This window comes from Clostridium sp. SHJSY1, assembly GCF_031626875.1.
GTDB lineage: Bacteria > Bacillota > Clostridia > Clostridiales > Clostridiaceae > Clostridium.
Genome location: NZ_JANDMF010000009.1, coordinates 1 through 22,809 on the forward strand (window position 1 = coordinate 1; position 22,809 = coordinate 22,809).

The following is a 22,809-nucleotide window of genomic DNA, read 5'->3' on the forward strand; positions in this document are numbered from 1 at the left end:
TTGGTGCCGAAGACCGGAATCGAACCGGTACGGTGTTTAACCACCGCAGGATTTTAAGTCCTGTGCGTCTGCCAGTTCCGCCACTTCGGCAAGCTGTTCTCTTTATGTTCCCAGCGACAAAGCTAATTATATAACACGTTTTCTATACTGTCAACAACTTTTTCTATACTTTTTATGAAATTATGAATAACTTCTCCTTATTCACCTGTATTTTCCCAATAAAATAAAAAATATCAGCATCAAATATATGACATAAACTATTAACTATATAACATAGACAAAAATAAGATGTCTAGTAATAACTACACATCTTACCAACAAATTTATATAAAACTATAAAATTACTTTATGATTTATTTTTGCTGTTCTTACCTTTAAACTCTTGATGTTTTTTCACATCTTGCATTTTTTCTTCACTATCTTTTAAAAATTTAGATATTTTATCTTCAAAGTTTACCGATCCAACTTTATTAGAACTTTTATCTCCTCCCCAGTCAAATTCTGCTGGTTTAAAAGACTTCTTTTGAACATTTGCTTGTTTGATAGATAAGCTAATCTTTCCATTATCATCTATTGAGATAACTTTAACCTTAACCTTATCTTGTTCATTCAAATGTTGTCTTATATCCTTTACAAATGAATCTGCCACTTCCGAAATATGAACTAAACCGGTCTTACCGTCCACCTCTACAAAAGCTCCGAAATTCGTAATGTTTACCACTATTCCCTCTAATATGTTTCCTGCCGCTAAGGTCATGTTTAAAAGATTCCTCCTTAAATTAAATATATATGTTATTAATATAATAACCTATTGTTGTTAATTTGAGTCAACCCTCTTTATTTCAACAGAAGTTTCACCCTTTTTTATCATATTTAGTCTTTCTCTCGCTAATTGTTCAAGATATTCATCAGATTGTGCTTTTTCACTCTCTTCTTTAAGCCTCTCATTCTTATCTTCAAGCTCTTGGAGCTGCTCTTGTTTGGCTTGTTTATCTTTTTCTATTCTTGACATAGCCTGTTCTTGTCTAACAAATCCTACAATAAAAATAATTGATAGCACTAAGATTATTAAGTTTTTTAATGTTAACTTCTTTTTCATCCGTAGCACCTCATAATAAAATCTATAGTTATATTGTAATCACTATATCTATTTTATTCAAGCTATTTTTATCATGTTATAAATTTTTATTTCCCATTCTTGATAAAAAAATCTTAAATGGATATATAAAATTTTTAAATAGAATTTTTAAAATCTTATATATTACCTTCGCAATAATTTTTTCCCAGTAAATGATATACTTGCTAACTAATTTAAAGTATAAGGTTAGTGATATAAAAATAAATAAATATACATATACGCCTAAGAAAGCATAATTGGTGTAAAGTAAAAATGAAAAAATAGCAAGTGCACAAAGAATCCAAAATAATATGTCTTCAATAAAAATTAAAAACTTAGGAATTTTTAATCCTCTTATTATCCTATATGCATCAAAGAGAATCCCTGTTATGCCTCCTGCTATTAAACTATATATAACTATGTTTAATTGGACATCTAATTTTAATGGCATACTATACTATTGAAAAATCCTTTTTATTATGTTCTCTTTATTTTTTTTCACATTTTTACCACTATAGATGATTGCAAAAATTGTTCCGCATATAATTACATCCCCATTTTGCACATCTAACTTATTCATCTTTAATCCCTCACCCTTTATACTTAAATTGCCTAATTTTGTGTTTAATAATATTTTTTCTTCATCAAAGTTTATAACTTCCAAAACTCCTGTTAAAGTAAGTTTTTTTCTACTCTCTAAAGTTAAATTACTCTTAATTTCTTCCTCCATACATACTTCTCCTATTACATTTATTAATAAACTATATGTATGAAGAAAGATCTTTATTCGAAAAAATGTTATTCTTGATCTTCTTCACCTTCAAGAATAACATACATATCTTTAGCATCTTCTTTTCTTACATGCTCTGCTATATTAATTATCTTTGCTTTTAAAGATCTATTAGCAAATTGTATTTCAATAATATCATTTTCTTTTATGTCATTTGAAGGTTTTGCTACTTTCCCATTAATACTTACTCTTCCAGTTTCACAAGCCTCTTTTGCTACTGTTCTTCTCTTGATAATTCTTGAAACTTTAAGATATTTATCTAATCTCACCTTTTTTCTCCTTTTCTTTATTTATAAAAAAACCCGAGTAAAGCTCGGGTTCTTTTTAACTATTTTTTTATTTTTTCTTTGAATTCTTTTCTACTACGTTTACTTTTTCCTTGAATTCTTTTCCAGCTTTAAATACTGGAACAGTTGAAGCTGCTATCTTAATTACTTCTTTAGTTCTTGGATTTCTTCCATCTCTTGCAGCTCTTTCTCTAGTTTCAAAAGTACCAAATCCAACAAGTTGAACTTTTTCACCTTTTTCTAATGCTTCTTCAACACTTTCAATAAATGCCTTTAAAGCTAATTCTGCATCTTTCTTTGTTAATTGACTTTTTTCAGCCATGCTTGTAATTAATTCTGATTTATTCACGATTACATCCTCCTTAAAATCCAGTTAACCTTTTATATAACTGTGTTTATGTACCACACCTACATTATACTATTATATAACCACTTTTCCGCGTAGTCTATACCATTTAATATATTTTTTTAAATTTCATACAACAATATATAAAGAGATTATATACATAGTGTAGTATAGCAACTTTCAAACTATATAATTCTGCAGGAAAGATAAAATTCCTTCCTAGAATGCTTATTTTTTAAGTTTTTTTGCCTCTTCCCATAAAATATTCATTTCTTCAACTGTAATTTTACCTATATTTGTTTTATTCTCAATAGATTTTTCTTCTATATAGTTGAATCTATTTATAAATTTTTCTATAGTAAAATTTAAGGCTTCTTCAGAGTCAATTTCTAGGAATCTACAAATATTAACACATGAAAATATTAAATCTCCTACTTCTTCTGTTATTTTTGCCTTATTTTCACTTTTATATACACTTAGAACTTCATTTAATTCTTCTTTTACCTTTTCAATTGCTTCATCTACATTTTTGAAATCAAATCCAACTTTTTTAGCTTTATTTTGAACTTTGTTAGCTCGTACTAATGCTGGCAATGATTTAGCAATTCCTTTTAATTCTTCAGTTAATGTGTTGAAATTCTTCTCTTTCTTTTTCAATTCATCCCAATTATTTAATACATCTTTCGAAGTTTCTGCACTTAAATCTCCAAACACATGTGGATGTCTATATATCATCTTATCACATATACCTTGTATCACATCTCCAAAATTGAAATATCCATCTTCTTTTCCAATCACACTATGAAAAATCACTTGTAGTAACACATCTCCAAGTTCTTCAATTAAAGCATTATCATCCTCATTTATGATAGCATCATAAACTTCATAACTTTCCTCAATAATAGCACTTTTTATGGAATCATGAGTTTGCTCTCTATCCCAAGGGCACCCATTTTCCCCTCTTAATATATCTATAATGTTAATAAGATCATATACATCTTTTTTATTTTCTATATCCTTTGGTATATATACATAAGTTAAATAATCCATGTCTTCTTGCATATCCAACTCATAAAGGGGTATCCTCTTTACCCTTTCTTTTCCCTCTATCCCAATAGCTTTACAATAAAGCACTTCAGTTTCATCATTATAATATTCACCAAGCCTAATTTTAACTTCTGAAGCAATAAATTGATTGTATACTTGTGTAATAATAGTTCCCACTCTTTTATCAAATATTTCATTAGATATATCAAAGGCATCTACAACTCTTATCCCATCTGTAAAATCTATTTCCAATTTATTCATCATAATATCTAAAAAGCTTATAGCTGGAATAACATGATATTCTATAGAATTCTCTTTACATAAATCAATCAAATTTGTAACTGATTTCTCAGATTCTAACGGATTTCCTGGGACTGCATACACCAATTCTTTGCATTTAGAATACTTGTCAATTAAATCTCTTGCTATATCATTATAAACTTCATCAAAATCATTTGCCTTTTCATATACATAATCATAACTTACAAAATTAATATTTTCCTTTTTTAAATATTCTACTACTGGATGTCTTTCTGTTCTTAGAAACACATTATTAGCTTCTTTTAATGTTTGAACAGCACCCATAGTAATATCATTTATACTTCCAGGCCCTAATCCTACTATCTTAATCATTAGGCTCTCTCCTTCAACTCTAATTTTTTTGTCTTATATATCTACTTCTAATTTCATTAAAATCAAATACTTTAAGTATAAGTATACTTATAGCATATATTATAACACCTACAGATATAGATAGTAAGCAGGCTATACTATTACTTCTAACACTTCTATATGTCATATTATATATTATTAAAACTCCTATCATCATAAAACTTGCTGCATATGCAGGTTTTATAAAATTTTCATAAAATTTAAACTTAACCCCAAGCTTTATTTTCATTGAAACCACATTAAGCATTGTTGTAAATATATATGCTCCAATACTTGCAATAACAGCTCCATATATGTTTATTCCAGACATAGGAACTAGAATTATGGTTAATATAACTTTTATTATACATCCTAAAAAAAGATTTATTACAGGCAAAACATAGCTTCCTACGCTCTGCAAAATAGATGTGGTAGTTTGTGTTACTATTATAAAAGGTATAGATAATGAAAAATATTTTAATATTTCTACACCATCAAATCTCCCTGGAAAAACAAACTTCATTACTGGCTCTGCCATAAAGAATAATCCAAACATACAAGGAACCCCAATAACTGCAGATAATTTTAGTGACATATCAATTTTATTTTCAACCTCTCTTCTTCTTTTAAGAATATAATTCTCCGCAATAATAGGAATTAGTGAAGTACATAATGCCATTGATAATGTAAGTGGAATATTCACTATTACAGATGCCTTACCTGTAAGTTGTGCATATAGTATTGTTGATTGTTGATTTGAGAAACCTGCTTCCAATAACTTTTGTGGTACTAATATAGAATCAATAAGACTCATTATAGTGCTAACTGTTGCTCCTAACGAAATAGGAATAGCCATTCTTAAAATTTTATTTAAAATCTCTGGATTACTTTTTACTTTTTTTATTCCATAACTCTTTTTTACTTTGCAATACTTAACAAATAAATATATACTTCCAAGAAAAGCCCCTGCTGCTGCCCCAAAAGCAGCTCCACCTGCAGAATACTCTATTCCCTTAGGCAATAGCAATATGGCAATACCCACTCCAAATATTACTCTTCCTACTTGTTCAAAGATTTGCGAAATAGCTGGTGCTGTCATGTTCTGAAATCCTTGAAAAAAGCCTCTAAAGACAGTCATAAGAGAAACTATAAAAGGTGCTATAGAAATACCTATCAGTGAATAATATGCTCTGCTATCCCATTGCAAAAAGTTAATAATTGGTTTTGCAAATAAAAATAATATGAACGATGTGCCTGTCCCAATTATCATCATTAAAATTGTCGATTCCTTAACCACTTGAAAGCTATTTTCTATATTTCCCTTTGCATTATTCTCCGATATCATCTTTGACATAGCTACTGGTATTCCTGAAGCCATAGCTACGAAAAACATATATAAAGGATATGACATTTGATAATAACCTATTCCTTCATCTCCAATAAGCATTATTAGAGGCCATCTGAAGAATAAACCTAAAAACCTAGCTACTATCCCTGTGATTCCTAAAATTAAACTACCTTTTATTAAGGATTGCTTTTTCATAAAATACCTCCAAACTTTATATGTACTAATTATTTTTATTGTAAGTTTAGAGGTATTATTACTATTATATTTTCCTCTGGTATTAACTATCTTATTAAAAATTTAAGTAAACAATTTTATTTATTGTTCCATTTGTCTTCCTAAGAAACCTGCTGCAGTCTCTGCTAATTTTAGTTCCACTTCTCCTAATTTTTCTCCAGATTCTTTAGATAATATAATTACAGCTCCAATAGAATCTCCTTCTGTAATTATAGGAGAAATAACTTGTGAAAAATATTTTCCCTCAATATCTTCTTCATCATTATGTAATGGAATAACCTTTTTTTCATCTCCTAATAAAATAGTTTTTCTATCATCCATTATTTTCTCTAAATCTGGACTAATTTTTCTCTCTATGTACTCTTTCTTTGGAGTTCCACTTGCAGAAATAAATGCATCTTTATCAGCAATTAAAACAATATGACCTATTGCTTGTTGTAAGCTTTCAGCATATTCCTTTGAAAAATCAGTTAATTCTCCTATAGGTGAATATTTTTTTAATATCACTCCTCCTTCTCTGTCTGTAAAAATTTCTAATGGATCTCCTTCTCTTATTCTTAAAGTCCTTCGAATCTCCTTTGGTATAACAACTCTTCCTAAATCATCAATACGTCTTACAATTCCTGTTGCTTTCATTATTAAAACAAACCTCCTTTGTATATCTAATTAACTTGTAGCACTATTATTATTTGACTTAATAGAAATTTTATACACATATACCCATTATTTATATCCAATTAATTGTTTTTTGTTACTACATTATATTTTTTCCCATATAAAAAAACAGAGAATCTTAATTTTTCCCTGTTCTTTTGCAAGTTATATAAAATAATTACAATTTATCTTCATATAATTTAATTTTCATTTTATCTTTTAATTCTTGAATTTTATCTTTATATTCAGTTTGTTGTTTTTCTTGTAATGCTGTACTTTTAATTTGTTCTTTAAGAGCATCATCAAGTGGAGTTACTTCATCATTAGGATATACATTAGTATTAACTATTACATGATATCCAAATTCTGTCTTAACAACATCAGATACTTGATTAGCTGGTAATTTCTTGAATGCATCTTCAAATTCTTTTACCATTCCACTATTTTCAAAACTTACACGACCTAATTCTTCAAACTTTGATGTAAATTTATCTCCACTCTTAAATTCATCACTATTAGATAAATCTTTTAATGAAGTTCCTGCTGCTGCTTTTGCTTTTGCTGCTTCTGCCTTTGCCTTAGCCGCATCATCTCCACCTTCTACTGCATTTCCATTAGCATCTTTTGCTGGTTGGAATAATAAATGTGTAACATCTGCGCCTGCTTTCTTTGTATACTTATCTTTATTGTCATCATAATACTTTTGTATATCTTCATCTGATACTTGAATATCTTCAACCATCTTATTCACTAAAATACCAACCACTACTTGTGTCTTTAAGAATTCTTGGAAGCTATCCTCATTATATCCATATGATTCTATAAATTGTTTATATTTTTCATCTGATCCAAGCCCATCTTTAAAATATTTTACTCTATCATCAACTTGTGTTTGAATTTCCTCATCACTTAAATCTGAATCTAATGTATCTTTGTTTTGCAGTATTACTTCCTGATCTACTAATCCTTCTAATTGTTGCTTTCTTAAATTTTTCAAAGTATCTTTTAACTCTTCTTTTGATTCAAAATCATTTCCATATTGTTGCTTATATTGATCTAAATACGGTTTAAGAGCCAAATCCACATCTGCCTTTGTTATCTTCTTATCTCCAACCTTTGCTAGTACTGTTTTTTGTATAGCCTCTGGTGTTTTTTCTATCAAATTGCATCCTGCAAATGATAATATCATAACTCCTACCAAAGCCATTGTTACATACTTCTTAATTTTTTTCAAAGCTCTTACCTCACTTTACTCTTTATAAAATCTGTTATAACCATATATCAACAGTCTGTCAATACAAGATAATTATACTACAATTTGAAAAAAGCAGAAAAATTTCTCAGAATTTTTCTGCTTTTTAATGACTTATTTAGAAATTATAATTTATCTTCATATAACTTAACTTTCATTTTATCTTTTAATTCTTGAACTTTATCCTTATATGCAGTTTGTTGTTTTTCTTGTAATGCTGTACTCTTAATTTGTTCTTTAAGAGCATCATCAAGTGGAGTTACTTCATCATTAGGATATACATTAGTATTAACTATTACATGATATCCAAATTCTGTCTTAACAACATCAGATACTTGATTAGCTGGTAATTTCTTGAATGCATCTTCAAATTCTTTTACCATTCCACTATTTTCAAAACTTACACGACCTAATTCTTCAAACTTTGATGTAAATTTATCTCCACTCTTAAATTCATCACTATTAGATAAATCTTTTAATGAAGTTCCTGCTGCTGCTTTTGCTTTTGCTGCTTCTGCCTTTGCCTTAGCTGCATCATCGCCACCTTCTACTGCATTTCCATTAGCATCTTTTGCTGGTTGGAATAATAAATGTGTAACATCTGCGCCTGCTTTCTTTGTGTATGTATCTTTATTGTCATCATAATACTTTTGTATATCTTCATCTGATACTTGAACATCTTCAACTATCTTATTAACTATCATTCCTACTACTACTTGTGTCTTCCAATATTCTTGGAAACTCTCATCATCAAAACCATATGATTCTATAAATTGTTCATATTGTTCATCTGATCCAAGAGCATCTTTATAATATTTTATTCTTTCATCAACTTGTGTTTGAACTTCTTCATCATCTGGATTAACTTCTAGTGCTTCTTTATTTTGTAATAACACTTCTTGATCTACTAATCCTTCTAATTGTTGTGTTCTTAATTGTTTTAATGTATCCTTTAATTCTTCTTTTGTTTCAAAATCTTCACCATATTGTTGTTTATATTGTTCTAGATATGGCTTTATAAGTTTATCTACATCTGCTTTTGTTATCTTCTTATCTCCAACTTTTGCTAATACCGTTTTTTGTATTGCCTCAGGTGTTTTTTCTATCATATTACATCCTGCAAATGATAATATCATAACTCCTGCCAAGGCCATTGTCACATACTTTTTAATCTTTTTCAAAGCCTTTCCCTCACTTTTCTCTTTATATTTTAATAGGTTATAACGACATATTTAAACGACATATTACTAGTATAGCAATAATACTATTACAATTCAAATCATTTAGCCTTATAAATTACTAATTTTTTATTAAATTTTCCAACATTTCCTTGAAAAATGCCAACATATTTTCTTTCTTTTGCTCTCCTTGTTTAAATATGAATGATGGTTTTTCTCCAAATCTTAACAGCACATTTTCCTTATAATCATCTACTAACTTTTTAAATATTTTCTTATAAGAATCATCACCTTCTACAAATTTGAAAATAACTTCTTTGTTTGTTTCCTTTATATCTTCAATAGACAACATCTTTGCCCTACTCTTAATATACGCAATATCCATTAAATTATATACAGCATCAGGTATGTCTGAATATCTATCTTCAAGTTCTTCTTTAATATCCATATATTCTTCTAGACTTTCTAAAGCTGCAATCTTTTTATAGACTTCAATTTTTTGAATTTCATCTTCTATATATGCAGATGGTATATAAGCATCTACTTTTAAATCAACAGTAGTTTCAATAGGTTCTTTATCTATTTCTCCCTTAATAAGCTTTACAGTATCTTCAAGCATTCTGCAATACAGATCATATCCTACAGTTGCCATATGTCCATGCTGTGAAGACCCCATCATGTTACCTGCTCCTCTTATCTCTAAATCTCTCATGGCAATTTTAAAACCTGACCCAAGTTCAGTAAAATCTTTTAAGGCTTTTAGTCTCTTTTCAGCTACTTCTGTTAGTACTTTATCTTTAGTGTACAGAAGATATGCATATGCTATCTTATTAGAACGACCTACTCTTCCTCTTAATTGATATAATTGAGACAATCCCATCTTATCTGCATTATAGATAATAATTGTATTTACATTTTGGATATCTATACCTGTCTCAATTATAGTAGTACAAACAAGAACATCATATTCATTAGTCATGAAATCCATCATTTCTTTTTCTAGCTGTCTTTCAGTCATTTGTCCATGCGCTACTGCTACTCTTGCTTCTGGAACTAAATTCTTAACAAAGCTAGCCATCTTATCTATATCTTCTACTCTATTATAAACAAAATATACTTGACCACCTCTGCCTATTTCTCTCATTATAGCATCTCTAATCAATTGGTCATTCTGTTCAACAACATAAGTTTGAATAGGGTATCTTTCTTCTGGTGGAGTTTCTATAACAGATATATCCCTAACCCCTGTTAATGACATATGAAGAGTTCTAGGAATTGGTGTTGCACTTAATGTTAATACATCTACATTTTTCTTTATATTTTTTATTTTTTCCTTTTGTGTTACCCCAAATCTTTGTTCTTCATCAACTATAAGAAGCCCTAAATCCTTAAAACTTATATCCTTTGAAACCAATCTATGAGTTCCTATTAAAATATCAACATTTCCTTCTTTAACAGCTTGAAGTGTTGCTTTTTGTTCTTTTGCAGACCTAAATCTACTTATCATTTCTATAGTGACAGGAAAATCTGAAAATCTGTTTTTTAAGTTTTTATAATGTTGCTCTGCAAGAATTGTAGTTGGAACTAAAAATGCTACTTGTTTTCCTTCCATAACAGCTTTAAATGCAGCTCTTACAGCAACTTCTGTTTTTCCATAACCTACATCTCCACATAACAATCTATCCATTGATTTATCTGATTCCATATCTTTTTTAATTTCTTCTATTGAAGTTAATTGATCTGGTGTTTCTTCAAATGGAAATTCATCTTCAAATTGTCTTTGCCATTCTGTATCTTTTCCAAACTTATGTCCTTTTAAAGTGGACCTAGCTGCATATAACTTAACTAAATCTTGAGCAATTTCATTGATTGATTTTCTTACCTTTGATTTAGCTTTTTGCCATTCAGCTCCACCAAGTTTATTAACTTTTGGTGATTTCCCTTCACTTCCAATATATTTTTGAACAAGGTCTAATTGATCTACTGGAACATAAAGTTTATCTCCTTTATCATATATGATATCAAGATAATCTCTTTTATGCCCTCCAACTTCAATTTGTTTTATTCCCTTATAAACACCTACCCCATGATTAGCATGAACCACATAATCTCCTGGCTTTAATTCAGCAAAACTTTTAATTTTAGAAACACCTTTACTCTTCTTTTTAGCTTTCTTTAATTTTCTTTTTGCTTCACCAAATACTTCTTTATCTGATATAATACAGACTTTATATTTAGAACACTCAAATCCCTTCAAAAGATTTCCAAAGGTTATTACCACTTCTCCTAAAGCCACTTCATCAACAACATCTCTATAAACACTTTCTATATTTCGTTCTCTAAGAGTGCTAACTAACCTTTCTCCACGAGCTCTAGTTCCTGATAAAATTATTGTTCTATATCCTTCACTCTTTTTCTTAATGATATCATCAATAAGCATATCTAATTGACCTTGATAATGGTGCAATGTTGTAGCATTAATCTCAATATTACGTCTTGGCTTTAAAAAATCACTATTCTTAGTTATTGCTTCCAAGGTTAAGCTAACCTTTCTCTCCAATAGTTCTATTAACTTTTCTTTGCCTATCAAGAGCTTTCCTTGAGATGGCAGTATATCTCCCCTCTCTAAGAATATTGAATAATTTTCATCAAATTCTAAAAAAGTACTATCTATCTTTCCTAAAGCCCTTACCTTATCATCTAATATAAACACATAGTCTTCTAAGTAATCAAATAAACTCTCTTCATTCTTATAAAAAAATGGTAAATAACTATCAATAGTCTCAAATGAATGTATCTGCTCTAGATTTTCTAAGTTGTTATTAATAGTAATTCTAAGCTTGTTTTCTCTTTCTTTATCTTTATTTTTCTTTAAAACTTCTTCAAGTTCTGTCTTAATTGATTCTATTGCATAACTAACTATTTCTTCATCCATTACCATTTCCTTGGCTGGAAATATATCTATACCTTTAACTTTCTCTATACTTCTTTGGGATTCTGTATTGAATGTTCTTATAGAATCTATCTCATCTCCAAAAAGTTCTATTCTATATGGATATATAGAATCTGGTGGGAATACATCTAAGAGCCCTCCACGTAGTGAGAACTCTCCCTTCCCTTCAACCATATCAACTCTTTCATATCCACTTTCAACTAACAACTTAGTTATTTCTGAAAATTTTACTTCTTGACCAGCTTCCAAAAAAATTCTATGTTCTTCAAAAAGTCTTTTTGGTGTATATTGTGCAGCAAATGCATCTATAGAAGTAACAATTATATTTTTTTCTTTATTTAATATTTCTTTTATTACATTTAATCTAGCCCATCTTAAATCTCCTGATATAGCATCTATATTATAGAAAACTACTTCTTTAGCTGGAAAGTAATAAACATTACTAGTATATAAATTAAGATCTTCATATAAATTTTTAGCTTCCATGTCACTATGGGTAACTATAACAACTGATCTATTCAATCCTTCATATATACCATTTGCAAAATATGCTTTTGCTGACTCTGATAATCCTTCTATTTCAATAGGATTCTTTCCATTTTCTATAAATTGCTTTACACTAGAAAATTCATCACTACTTATTAAGGGCTCCATTAACCCCTTTAATCTCATTTCAAGCACCATCCTTAACTAGTTTTATTAATATTAAATCCATTAAACTCATTCATAGCTTTTTTTGTATCTTCATGTACAATGACATCAGTTGCAGATACTACAGCACTTAATACTTCATCTAAATATTTTCTATCTTCCTTAGAGAAATTACCTAAAACATGGTTTACTAAATTTCCATCAGGTTGTCCTACTCCTATTTTAATTCTAGAAAATACATCAGTCCCCAGGTGGCTTATTATGCTCTTTATCCCATTATGTCCACCTGCACTTCCTTTTTCTCTAATTCTTAATCTTCCAACTTCTAAACTTATATCATCATATATAACCAATACCTGTTCTTTAGAAAGCTTATAAAAATCCATCACCTCTCGGACACTTTCACCACTTAAGTTCATATATGTAGTTGGTTTAAGAAGCATAACTTTTTCACTTCCAATAAACCCTTCCCCATAAACACCTTTAAATTTTATCCTACTAACCTCTATATTATACCTTTTAGCTATAACATCTATAGCATCAAACCCTATATTATGTCTCGTATTTTCATATTCTCTCCCTGGATTTCCCAGACCAACTATAAGAAACATATTTAATTTCTCCTTTATATATGTAATTATTACTATTATACTAAATTATTTAAACCATAACAAAAAGGACAGAACATAATTAACTTATGATTTTTAGCAAAATATTGATATTCTTTAAAATCAACTTTAAACTTTAAATCTCCATTAACTCGTTAGGTCCTCTTAGTTATCTTTATAATTAAGAGTTATATAAACAATTTTTTCTATAAACAAATTAACTAGTAAATATTATATCCATTTTATTATGATTTATAATTAACTATCTTTTTTTAATAGAGTAAATGTAAAGCTCACTCCATCTTTTTCGTTCTTTACCCAAATATCTTCTCCATGCTGAGTTAAAATTAATCTAACTATAGAAAGTCCTAATCCAGTACTTTCTTTATTAGTTCTTGACTTATCTGCCTTATAAAATCTATCCCATATCTTAACCAATTCTTCTTTTGTTAAGATAGGCCCTTCATTTCTAATCTTCACATAAATCTTATTTCCTTTGTCCTTAGTACTAATTCTAACATTTCCACCATCATAACTATATTTTATTGCATTATCTAAAAGATTTGTGACTACTTGCATTATTCTATCTCTATCTGCGTATACAATACTATAACTATCATCTAAAGAAACTTGAAAATTTAACCTCTTCTTATTAGACTTTGCCTCTGCATTTACCACACATAGTTTTATTAATACATCAATATCCACTTCCACCATATTAAGGCTATATTTCCCATCATCCATAGCCGAAATATCTAACAAATCATTTACTAATCTTGATAATCTGTTTATTTCGTCATAAACAATATTTAAATAGTAATTTTCTTTATCTCTTGGAATTATTCCATCTAATATTCCCGCTATAAATCCTTTTATTGATGTAATAGGTGATCTAAGTTCATGTGATACATTTGATATAAAATCTCTCCTATTAGCATCAACTCTTTCTAAATATTCAGCCATTACATTAAAAGAACGTGCAAGTTCACCAATTTCATCAAAATTTTTAACACGAACCCTATTTTCCACTTCTCCTCTAGCTAACTTATTTGCTATTCTATTAATTTCATTAATAGGATTAACTACAAATCTTCTTGTAAATGCTCCCACTATGGTAGCTGTTGATACTATAGTTATAAAAATAAATGTCCATATTATTTTTTTTGCCTTTTCTAAAACAGGATCAATATTGCTTGCTAGAGTATCCACAATTACTGTCCCTGAAAAATAGCCATTTGTAAAAATTGGTCTAATATACCTATAGACTTCTCCATTGTCTTTAAAATATAAAACCTTTCCATCCTTAATCAAACCCATATTATCTTCAGAAATATTTAGGTTTAATTTATCCTTTTTTATATCTTCATTGCTAGACCTAGTCAAAACATCTCCATTATCAACTACAATGTATATCTCTCCTTTAATAGAATCATTAATTATACTAACTGTATTTTGTAAATCACTTAAATTTTTATCATCCTTAAGTGTAAGATAAGAAGAGGCTCTAGATAATATAGGATAGCTCTGATTATCTAATTCAGTTCTTCTAAAATCAAAGTAATAATTTTTAAACCATGAATTTAAAACTGTCCCTAAGAGTATGAGTCCTATGGATAATACCACCATTAATACAGCTATAAGTTTGCTAATCAAGCTATTTCTCTTCAATCTATTTCACCTCAAACTTATATCCTACTCCCCATACAGTTTCTAGGCTCCAATTATCTCCTCCACTAACCTTTTCCCTAACTCTCTTTATATGAACATCTACAGTTCTTGAATCTCCAGGATAATCATATCCCCATACCTCACATAAAAGTTGTTCTCTTGTGAAAACCTTATTTTTATTACTTGCTAAATAATATAACAATTCAAATTCCTTAGGAGGCATCTTTACCTCTTTACCTTTATAAACCACACTATAAGAATTTGAATCTATAATTATTTGATTATAATGAAGAACTTCTTTTCCTGAATTATCTGAAGAATACCTCCTCATAACAGCTTTAATTCTTGCAATTAACTCCTTTGGTTCAAACGGCTTAACTACATAATCATCTGCACCAAGTTCCAATGCTAATACTTTATCAAAAGTATCTCCTTTAGCTGTAAGCATTATTACAGGAGTTTGTCCCTCTCTTCTAATCCACTTAAGTACATCTATTCCATCTACCATTGGTATCATAACATCAAGAAGTACTATATCAGGATTATACTCAAGAAATTCTTCTTGTGCCTTTTTTCCATCATGAACAATTCTTGTGTCAAATCCTGAACTTTTTAAATATAAATCAATTACTTCACATATGTTTTCATCATCATCAACTAGCAAAATTTTTCCTAAACTGCCATTCATCAATACCACTTCCTTTACTGTCTTATAATAAATTTACCACTAAATACATAATTTAAAAATACATTCATCTAAATGTTACAATTTATTCATTTATTCATTTGTTCTAAAAAGGAGCACCTATAGTGCTCCTTAAGTTTCTATGTAATTTTAAGATTCAAATAACTTACTTATAGGTTCATCATCATAAATCCTTTGTATAGCTTCAGCAAACAATGGAGCTACTGAAAGTGATGTTATTTTTTGAATATCAGCTTCCTTTGGTAATGTGATTGTATTTAACATTACTAACTCTTCAATAGCACAGCTATTTAATCTATCAAAGGCTGGTCCTGATAAAACTCCATGAGTGCAACATGCATACACTGCTGTTGCTCCTAAATCTTTTAATGCATTTGCTGCATTAGCTATTGTTCCTGCAGTATCTATCATATCATCGATTAGTATACATCTCTTACCTTCAACATCACCTATTATGTTCATTATTTCTGATACATTTGCTTTTGGTCTTCTCTTATCTATTATAGCTATTGGTGCATGTAATCTATCAGCAAATTTTCTTGCTCTTGTAACACTACCTAAATCTGGTGATACAACAACTACATCATCTTGATCAGCCAATCCTTTTTCTATAAAGTGTTTAGAAAGAATTGGTGCTCCCATTAAATGGTCAACAGGTATATTGAAATATCCTTGAATTTGGGCAGCATGTAAATCCATAGTTAATACTCTATGAGCTCCTGCAGCAGTTAAAAGATCAGCAACTAACTTTGCAGTAATTGGATCTCTCGATTTTGCTTTTCTATCTTGTCTTGCATATCCATAGTATGGAATAACTGCTGTTATTCTTCCTGCTGATGCTCTCTTAAAAGCATCAATCATTATTAAAAGTTCCATTAAATTATTATTAACTGGTGAGCAAGTAGATTGTACTATAAATACATCTGCTCCTCTAACAGTTTCATCAATATCCACTGATATTTCTCCATCACTAAATGTAGACACAGTTGACTTTCCAACTGGTACGCCTAATATTTCAGCAATATCCTTTGCTAGTTCCGGATGCGAGTTTCCAGTAAATATTTTAATGTTATTTCCGTGAGTTAACATATTTGTTAGGACCTCCTTAAATTTTAACTATTAGGTAATTTGGTATAATTTATATATTAATTATTTCATTAAACCCTTTTTTTCAACCCAGCCCTTTATGTTTCTTTGCTTAGCTCTCGCTATTGCAAGGTCACCTTCTTCTACTTTAGAAGTAATTGTTGAGCCAGCAGCTATATAAGTGTTATCTCCCACCTCTACAGGTGAAACTAAATTTGTATTACATCCTATAAAGCTATTATCTCCAATTATTGTTTTATTCTTTGTCTTCCCATCATAGTTTACTATAACAGTTCCACAACCAAAATTACATCCACTTCCAACCTCAGCATCTCCAATATAAGTTAAGTGAGATACTTTTGTTTCATCACCAATATTTGATTTTTTAATTTCAACAAAATCACCTATTCTAGCATTCTTTCCAATTGTAGATTCTGGTCTTATATAAGCAAATGGTCCAACGCTTGTATTCTCACCTATTCTACTTTCTAATACTACAGATGCTTGAATTTCTACTCCACTTTCTATTACACTGTCCTTTATTCTACAACCTTGTAATATAGTACAGTTTTCTGCAATTACAGTCTTTCCTTCAAATATATTGTTTGGATATATTATTGTATCTTTACCAATTTCAACATCTGCTCCAATATAAGTTGTCTTAGGATCAATTAATGTAACTCCATTGTTTAAGTGTATTTCATTTATTCTGTTTTTTAATATTTCTTCTGCTTCTGCTAATTGTACTCTTGAATTTACACCTATTGTATCTTCATAGTCAGTAACAACTGCACCAACTCTTTTTCCTTTGTTCTTTAAAATACCAATAACATCTGTTAAGTAGTATTCTCCTTGATTATTATCATTTGATAGTTCTTCTAAAGATGATAATAAATCTTTTATATCAAAACAATACATTGCTGCATTCATTTCGTTAACTTTTAATTCTTCCTCGTTACAATCTTTATGCTCTACTATTTTTAAAACTTCATCACCATCTCTTATAATTCTTCCATATCCAGTTGGATCTTCAACATAAGCTGATAATAATGTTGCTGAATTTTTCTTTGTTATATGTTCTTCCATTAAATTATTTATAGTTTCAATCTTTGTTAAAGGAGCATCTCCTGCAAAAATAGCAACCACACCCTCTTTAGCTTCTAGGAATTTCTTTGCACACTTTACAGCATGCCCAGTTCCTAATTGTTCTTCTTGTAAAGAATAAGAAACGTTTCTATCTTCTGTTCCTTTCTTAACAAGTTCTGCACCTTTTCCTATAATTACATTTATATCTTCTATATTAGCATTTCTCATATTATCGATAACATGATTAACCATTTCCTTACCACATACCTTATGCAGTACCTTTGGGATGTCTGACTTTATTCTTTTTCCTTGTCCTGCTGCTAAAACTAGTGCACATTTATACATAACATCACCTCATATATGTTATTCTTTTCATTGGTCCAACTTGCACATTTGTGAAATTGGTCATACCTATTCTATTATATTGGAAAGAGATTTTTATTTCAACCTATGGAAACTTTTTCACAAAAAAATAAAAGGAAGTTATCTTCCTTTTATTCTTCAAAAAACTCTTATTCTTCGATAGCATCCTCGCTAACTTCTTCATTTTTAGCTTTTTCAAAAGCTTCTAAAATTGAAGTTTGGATTCTTTCTCTTGTGTCTGTGTTTATAGGATGTGCTATATCCTTAAACTCTCCATCTGGTGTCTTTCTGCTAGGCATTGCGATAAATAAACCATTTTGCCCTTCGATAATTTTAATATCGTGCACTACAAATTCATTGTCAAATGTAACTGAAACTATAGCTTTCATCTTTCCATCAGTAGCTATTTTTCTAATTCTCACGTCCGTGATTTGCATTTCACACACCTCCCCAAAGTTGCTTTATATATACAATTCTCCATATATACCCAAAATCCTCTTTTAAATTAGAAGTTTTTTCGAAAATTTGTTTTTTATGAAAATTTCTAATATTTTCTTATTTTGTTAACCAAACATCTTAGATGGTTTTATATCTATAATAGCTGATTTATCTACAGACTCAAACTCTACTATAGATACATATTCATCCACTAATTTCTTTTCAACTTCCTTATTATCAAGTAATACTCCAATTCCAACTAACTCACTATCAAATTCTTTAAGAAGATCTTTTATCCCCTGAGCAGTTCCTCCACCCTTCATAAAGTCATCTATAAATATACTTTTACTAGATGACTTCATAGATTTCTTTGATAATGACATTTGCTGAAGCCTTCCACTTGTCCCAGATACATAATTAATTGTAACTGTAGGCCCTTCTGTAACTTGAGTATCTCGTCTTGCAATAACAAGTTGTACTCCTAAATTTCTTGCAACTTCATAAGCTAGAGGAATCCCCTTAGTCTCAACAGTAATGACATAATCAACATCTAACTCCTTAAAACATGATGATAAAATAACACCTGCTTTACTAATAATTTCAGGATTATACATAAGATCAGTCATATATATAAAATTACCCGCTATTACCCTACCATCATCTTTTAATAATTCGCATAATTCTAAAGCAAATTCTCTTCCTTGTTCATATCCTATTGTTGGGATGAATTTTATTCCTCCAGCTGCTCCTGAAATTGTTTCCACACGTCCCATTTCAAGTTTTTGCAAAATTTCTCTGACTATAACTATATCTTCACTTATAGTTGATTTAGCTGCATTTAATAATTCCGAAAAATTATTTAATCCTATTATTTTATTAGGTTTTTCCATTAATATCTTAGTAATAGCAACAACTCTACTATTTCTACTTAATTTTTCCATACACTTCACCTACATTATATATTATTACACGAACTTTACGCTCTTAAATTTCAATTAATATTCATATTTTATTCTATATCTTGTACATTATCAATAGCTTTTATTTACTATTTCTATTCTACTTCAATATTTTCATATAAAATGTGTTCAATTCTAATTTTTTGTATATAATTATAACTATACTAACTTAATAAGGGGTTGATATTTTGTCATTTGATTTTATTAATGATAACCATATGAAAATACATTTCATCGGAATTGGTGGAATAAGTATGAGCGGACTAGCTGCTGTCCTTCTTAATAAAGGATATAGAGTTTCAGGATCAGATTTTAAAGAGTCTGAAATACTTGATAAACTTAGAGCTATGGGTGCTGAAATATACATAGGGCACGATAAAAATAATCTTATAGATGTAGATTTAGTTGTATATACTGCTGCAATTCCAGATTCTAATCCTGAACTTGCAGAAGCAAAAAAACAAAATATACAACTAATGGATAGAGCTGAGTTCTTAGGTTTGATTATGAAAGGTCATAAATATAATGTAGCTGTTGCTGGTACTCATGGTAAAACAACATGTACTTCAATGATTTCTCATGTCGTTTTAGAAGCAGATTTAGATCCAACAATTTCAGTTGGTGGTGAATTGGATATAATAGATGGGAACTACAGAATTGGAAAAAGTGAATACTTTATTACGGAAGCATGTGAATATAAGGAGTCATTTTTAAAATTTTTCCCATATGTAGGCATTATCTTAAATATAGATGCTGATCACTTAGACTATTATAGAGATATAGATCATATCACTGAAACCTTCGAAAAATTCTCTCATTTAGTTCCTGAAGATGGTTATCTAATAGGGTATGGTGGTGACGAAAGAGTAAAAAATGTCATTTCAAAAGCTAATTGTAATACTATTACCTATGGATTTGATAATGAAAATCTAGTAGCTAAAAATATATCTTTCAATAATAGAGGATGTGCAACTTTTACAGTTTGTGAAAATGGAACTGACTTATTTGAAGTAACATTAAGTAATCCTGGAAAGCATAACATTTTAAATGCACTTTCTACTATTGCTGTAGGCCTTATATTCAATATTTCTCATGATACCATAGCTGCTGGTTTACTAAAGTGCAAAGGTGCTCATAAAAGATTTGAATATAAAGGTGAGAAAGATGGAGTTACTATAATTGATGACTATGCTCATCATCCAACTGAAATAAAAGCAACATTGAACACAGCAAGAAAAATTGATCATAATAAGATTTTTTGTGTATTCCAACCACACACTTACACAAGAACCAAAACATTATTTGATGAATTTACAACAGCCTTTAACGATGCTGACGAACTTATATTAATGGATATATATGCAGCTAGAGAAAAGGATACTGGATTAGTATCTTCTGATGAATTAGGGGATGCTATTAGAAAGACAGGTTTAAAGTGTACAAATGTTCATTCACATGATGAAGCAACTAAATACCTAAAAAATATAGCACAAGATGGTGATCTAATACTAACTGTAGGAGCTGGCGATGTAGTTATTGTAGGCGAAAAATATTTAACTAAATAATTTAGGAGTGATTTACATGGATTTACTAAAAAATATAGAAACATCAGCTAAATATATACTTAATAAAAGTAAGTATTCCCCTAAAATTGGACTAATACTTGGATCAGGCCTTGGTACATTAGCGGACCTTATTGAAGATCCTGAATTCTATCCTTATGAAGAAATTCCAAACTTTCCTGTATCAACTGTAGAAGGTCATGCTGGAAGATTAGTAATAGGAACTTTACAAGGAAAAACAGTTATAGCTATGCAAGGAAGATTTCACTACTATGAAGGTTATAAAATGCAAGAAGTAACTTTCCCTGTAAGAGTAATGAAACTTTTAGGTGTTGAAACAATTATAGTTACAAATGCTGCTGGTGCAGTTAATACAGATTTTAAACCAGGAGATTTAATGATAATAAAAGACCATATTAATCTTTCTGGAGATAGTCCACTTATAGGTAAAAACTTAGATAAATTTGGTCCAAGGTTTCCCGATATGTCTACTGCCTATAATCCTGAACTAATATCTTTAGTTAAAGAAGTTGCAAATAATCTTCACATAGATATAAAAGAGGGAGTTTACACACTATTTACTGGTCCAACTTATGAAACTCCAGCTGAAATAAGAATGGCAAGAGTTTTAGGTGGAGATGCTGTAGGTATGTCTACAGTTCCTGAAGTTATAGTTGCAAATCATTGTAAAATTAAAGTTATAGGCATTTCTTGTCTAACTAACATGGCTGCTGGGATATTAGAACAACCTTTAAATCATGAAGAAGTTATTGAAACTTCAAATTTGGTTAAAGATAAATTTATTAACCTTATGAGTTCTCTTATCAAAGCACTTTAAATATTAATGTACAAAAGATTAACTATTTATATATTTACTATTAATAAATTTATGAATGTGTAGGAGGATTAAAAATGAAATTAGCAATTATATCTGATGTTCACGGCAACCTTTATGCCTTAAGAAAGGTATTAGAAGATATAGATGACCAAAATGTTGACCTCACTGTTTGTTTAGGTGATTTAGTTGGCTATGGCCCTCATCCAAACGAAGTTGTTTCTATGATAAAAAGAAGAAATATTCCATGTATAAAAGGAAACTATGATGCTTCTGTAGTAGATGGTGATTTTACTTATATAAGAGAAACAAATATTAACTCATTTTCTCTTCCATGGGCAGTTAATGAAGTAAGAGCTGCAAATAAATATTACTTAGACAACCTTCCAACATCTATGACCTTTGATTTTAACAAAAAGAAAATCAAACTTGTTCATGGAAGTCCTAATGCAGTAAATGAATATTTATTAGAAGATGACGAAAACACAGCTAAAGTAATGGAATCATTGGAGGAAGATGTCTTGATTTGTGCACACACTCATATTCCTTCAGTTAAATCTTTTGGAAGTAAGTTATTCATAAATGATGGAAGTGTAGGGAAACCTAAGATAGGCACTCCAGAATCTACTTATTGCATTTTAGATATAGATAATAGTGGAAGTGTTAAACCTATAATAAGACATGTATCTTATGAGTTGAATGGACTAATAAAAGAAATGAAAATGTTAAACTTTCCAGATGCCTTAATCCGCAGTTTTGAGGAAGGCGCTGAATAAAAATGTACGGTGATTTTTTTCACCGTACATTTTTTTGATTTTTATTTACTTCTAAATATAATTATAATATTCTAGGATAAATTCTAAATCATCAATACTTTTTCTTATCTTTTCTACTATTTCTTCCTTACTTTCTTCACTTCTACCCACCAAAGCAGATTTTAGCTCACAGAGTTCTTTTAGTTTATTATTAAGTATCCTCTCTTGCACCATG

23 protein-coding genes and 1 tRNA gene are annotated in these 22,809 nt (G+C 29.5%); 3 read left to right on the forward strand and 21 right to left on the reverse strand.

Annotated elements, in window-relative coordinates; all coding sequences use genetic code 11:
* Position 1: 1 nt before the first annotated feature.
* The 20 genes from NNC19_RS06395 to purR all read right to left on the reverse strand — a co-directional run bounded on the left by NNC19_RS06395 (position 2) and on the right by purR (position 19,404).
* A tRNA-Leu gene (locus tag NNC19_RS06395) sits at positions 2-90 on the reverse strand.
* 256 nt (positions 91-346) lie between these two features.
* Complete coding sequence (locus NNC19_RS06400) at positions 347-757, reverse strand: S1 domain-containing RNA-binding protein (protein ID WP_310937794.1); 411 nt, start codon at positions 755-757, stop codon at positions 347-349.
* A 60-nt stretch (positions 758-817) separates the two neighbouring features.
* On the reverse strand, positions 818-1,099 hold the full coding sequence (locus tag NNC19_RS06405) for a septum formation initiator family protein (protein ID WP_310937795.1): 282 nt from the start codon (positions 1,097-1,099) through the stop codon (positions 818-820).
* 76 nt (positions 1,100-1,175) lie between these two features.
* On the reverse strand, positions 1,176-1,568 hold the full coding sequence (gene yabQ, locus NNC19_RS06410) for a spore cortex biosynthesis protein YabQ (protein WP_310937796.1): 393 nt from the start codon (positions 1,566-1,568) through the stop codon (positions 1,176-1,178).
* A gap of 6 nt (positions 1,569-1,574) precedes the next feature.
* Entirely contained in the window at positions 1,575-1,847 is a 273-nt protein-coding gene (gene yabP / locus NNC19_RS06415; RefSeq protein ID WP_310937797.1) for a sporulation protein YabP, read from the reverse strand.
* Between the two features lie 68 nt (positions 1,848-1,915).
* Positions 1,916-2,176 carry an RNA-binding S4 domain-containing protein gene (locus NNC19_RS06420; protein ID WP_310937798.1) on the reverse strand — a complete coding sequence of 87 codons (261 nt, stop codon included), beginning with the start codon at positions 2,174-2,176 and terminating at the stop codon, positions 1,916-1,918.
* A 67-nt stretch (positions 2,177-2,243) separates the two neighbouring features.
* Positions 2,244-2,543 carry an HU family DNA-binding protein gene (locus NNC19_RS06425; protein ID WP_310937799.1) on the reverse strand — a complete coding sequence of 100 codons (300 nt, stop codon included), beginning with the start codon at positions 2,541-2,543 and terminating at the stop codon, positions 2,244-2,246.
* 225 nt (positions 2,544-2,768) lie between these two features.
* On the reverse strand, positions 2,769-4,220 hold the full coding sequence (gene mazG, locus NNC19_RS06430) for a nucleoside triphosphate pyrophosphohydrolase (RefSeq protein ID WP_310937800.1): 1,452 nt from the start codon (positions 4,218-4,220) through the stop codon (positions 2,769-2,771).
* 19 nt (positions 4,221-4,239) lie between these two features.
* Positions 4,240-5,781, reverse strand: a complete 1,542-nt coding sequence (locus tag NNC19_RS06435; protein WP_310937801.1) for a polysaccharide biosynthesis protein — start codon at positions 5,779-5,781, stop codon at positions 4,240-4,242.
* A 120-nt stretch (positions 5,782-5,901) separates the two neighbouring features.
* Positions 5,902-6,456 (reverse strand): stage V sporulation protein T, encoded by a 555-nt coding sequence (gene spoVT / locus NNC19_RS06440; RefSeq protein WP_310937802.1) that lies wholly within the window; start codon positions 6,454-6,456, stop codon positions 5,902-5,904.
* A 196-nt stretch (positions 6,457-6,652) separates the two neighbouring features.
* Positions 6,653-7,708, reverse strand: a complete 1,056-nt coding sequence (locus NNC19_RS06445) for a SurA N-terminal domain-containing protein (RefSeq protein WP_310937803.1) — start codon at positions 7,706-7,708, stop codon at positions 6,653-6,655.
* Between the two features lie 143 nt (positions 7,709-7,851).
* Positions 7,852-8,907 (reverse strand): peptidylprolyl isomerase, encoded by a 1,056-nt coding sequence (locus tag NNC19_RS06450; RefSeq protein WP_310937804.1) that lies wholly within the window; start codon positions 8,905-8,907, stop codon positions 7,852-7,854.
* 118 nt (positions 8,908-9,025) lie between these two features.
* A complete protein-coding gene (gene mfd, locus NNC19_RS06455; RefSeq protein WP_310937805.1) occupies positions 9,026-12,529 on the reverse strand; it encodes a transcription-repair coupling factor in 3,504 nt (1,167 codons plus the stop codon).
* A gap of 14 nt (positions 12,530-12,543) precedes the next feature.
* Complete coding sequence (gene pth, locus NNC19_RS06460; RefSeq protein ID WP_310937806.1) at positions 12,544-13,119, reverse strand: aminoacyl-tRNA hydrolase; 576 nt, start codon at positions 13,117-13,119, stop codon at positions 12,544-12,546.
* A gap of 255 nt (positions 13,120-13,374) precedes the next feature.
* Positions 13,375-14,784, reverse strand: coding sequence for a HAMP domain-containing sensor histidine kinase (locus NNC19_RS06465; RefSeq protein ID WP_310937807.1), 1,410 nt, complete (start codon positions 14,782-14,784; stop codon positions 13,375-13,377).
* A 1-nt stretch (position 14,785) separates the two neighbouring features.
* Entirely contained in the window at positions 14,786-15,472 is a 687-nt protein-coding gene (locus NNC19_RS06470; protein WP_310937808.1) for a response regulator transcription factor, read from the reverse strand.
* A 147-nt stretch (positions 15,473-15,619) separates the two neighbouring features.
* On the reverse strand, positions 15,620-16,579 hold the full coding sequence (locus tag NNC19_RS06475) for a ribose-phosphate diphosphokinase (protein WP_310937809.1): 960 nt from the start codon (positions 16,577-16,579) through the stop codon (positions 15,620-15,622).
* A gap of 60 nt (positions 16,580-16,639) precedes the next feature.
* Complete coding sequence (gene glmU, locus NNC19_RS06480; RefSeq protein ID WP_310937810.1) at positions 16,640-18,007, reverse strand: bifunctional UDP-N-acetylglucosamine diphosphorylase/glucosamine-1-phosphate N-acetyltransferase GlmU; 1,368 nt, start codon at positions 18,005-18,007, stop codon at positions 16,640-16,642.
* A gap of 167 nt (positions 18,008-18,174) precedes the next feature.
* Positions 18,175-18,462, reverse strand: a complete 288-nt coding sequence (gene spoVG / locus NNC19_RS06485; RefSeq protein WP_310937811.1) for a septation regulator SpoVG — start codon at positions 18,460-18,462, stop codon at positions 18,175-18,177.
* A 126-nt stretch (positions 18,463-18,588) separates the two neighbouring features.
* Positions 18,589-19,404: a pur operon repressor gene (purR, locus tag NNC19_RS06490; protein ID WP_310937812.1), complete on the reverse strand. Its 816-nt coding sequence runs from the start codon at positions 19,402-19,404 to the stop codon at positions 18,589-18,591.
* A gap of 206 nt (positions 19,405-19,610) precedes the next feature.
* Between purR and murC the strand changes: the two genes are divergently transcribed.
* The 3 genes from murC (at position 19,611) to NNC19_RS06505 (ending at position 22,595) form a co-directional block, all read left to right on the forward strand.
* Positions 19,611-20,987 carry a UDP-N-acetylmuramate--L-alanine ligase gene (gene murC, locus NNC19_RS06495; RefSeq protein ID WP_310937813.1) on the forward strand — a complete coding sequence of 459 codons (1,377 nt, stop codon included), beginning with the start codon at positions 19,611-19,613 and terminating at the stop codon, positions 20,985-20,987.
* Between the two features lie 16 nt (positions 20,988-21,003).
* A complete protein-coding gene (locus NNC19_RS06500) occupies positions 21,004-21,822 on the forward strand; it encodes a purine-nucleoside phosphorylase (protein WP_310937814.1) in 819 nt (272 codons plus the stop codon).
* A gap of 74 nt (positions 21,823-21,896) precedes the next feature.
* Positions 21,897-22,595 (forward strand): metallophosphoesterase family protein, encoded by a 699-nt coding sequence (locus NNC19_RS06505; RefSeq protein ID WP_310937815.1) that lies wholly within the window; start codon positions 21,897-21,899, stop codon positions 22,593-22,595.
* A gap of 51 nt (positions 22,596-22,646) precedes the next feature.
* Here NNC19_RS06505 and NNC19_RS06510 read toward each other — a convergent pair whose 3' ends face one another.
* The gene (locus tag NNC19_RS06510; protein ID WP_310937816.1) at positions 22,647-22,805 is read right to left on the reverse strand and encodes a hypothetical protein; all 159 of its coding nucleotides are present in this window, start codon (positions 22,803-22,805) and stop codon (positions 22,647-22,649) included.
* Positions 22,806-22,809: the final 4 nt, after the last annotated feature.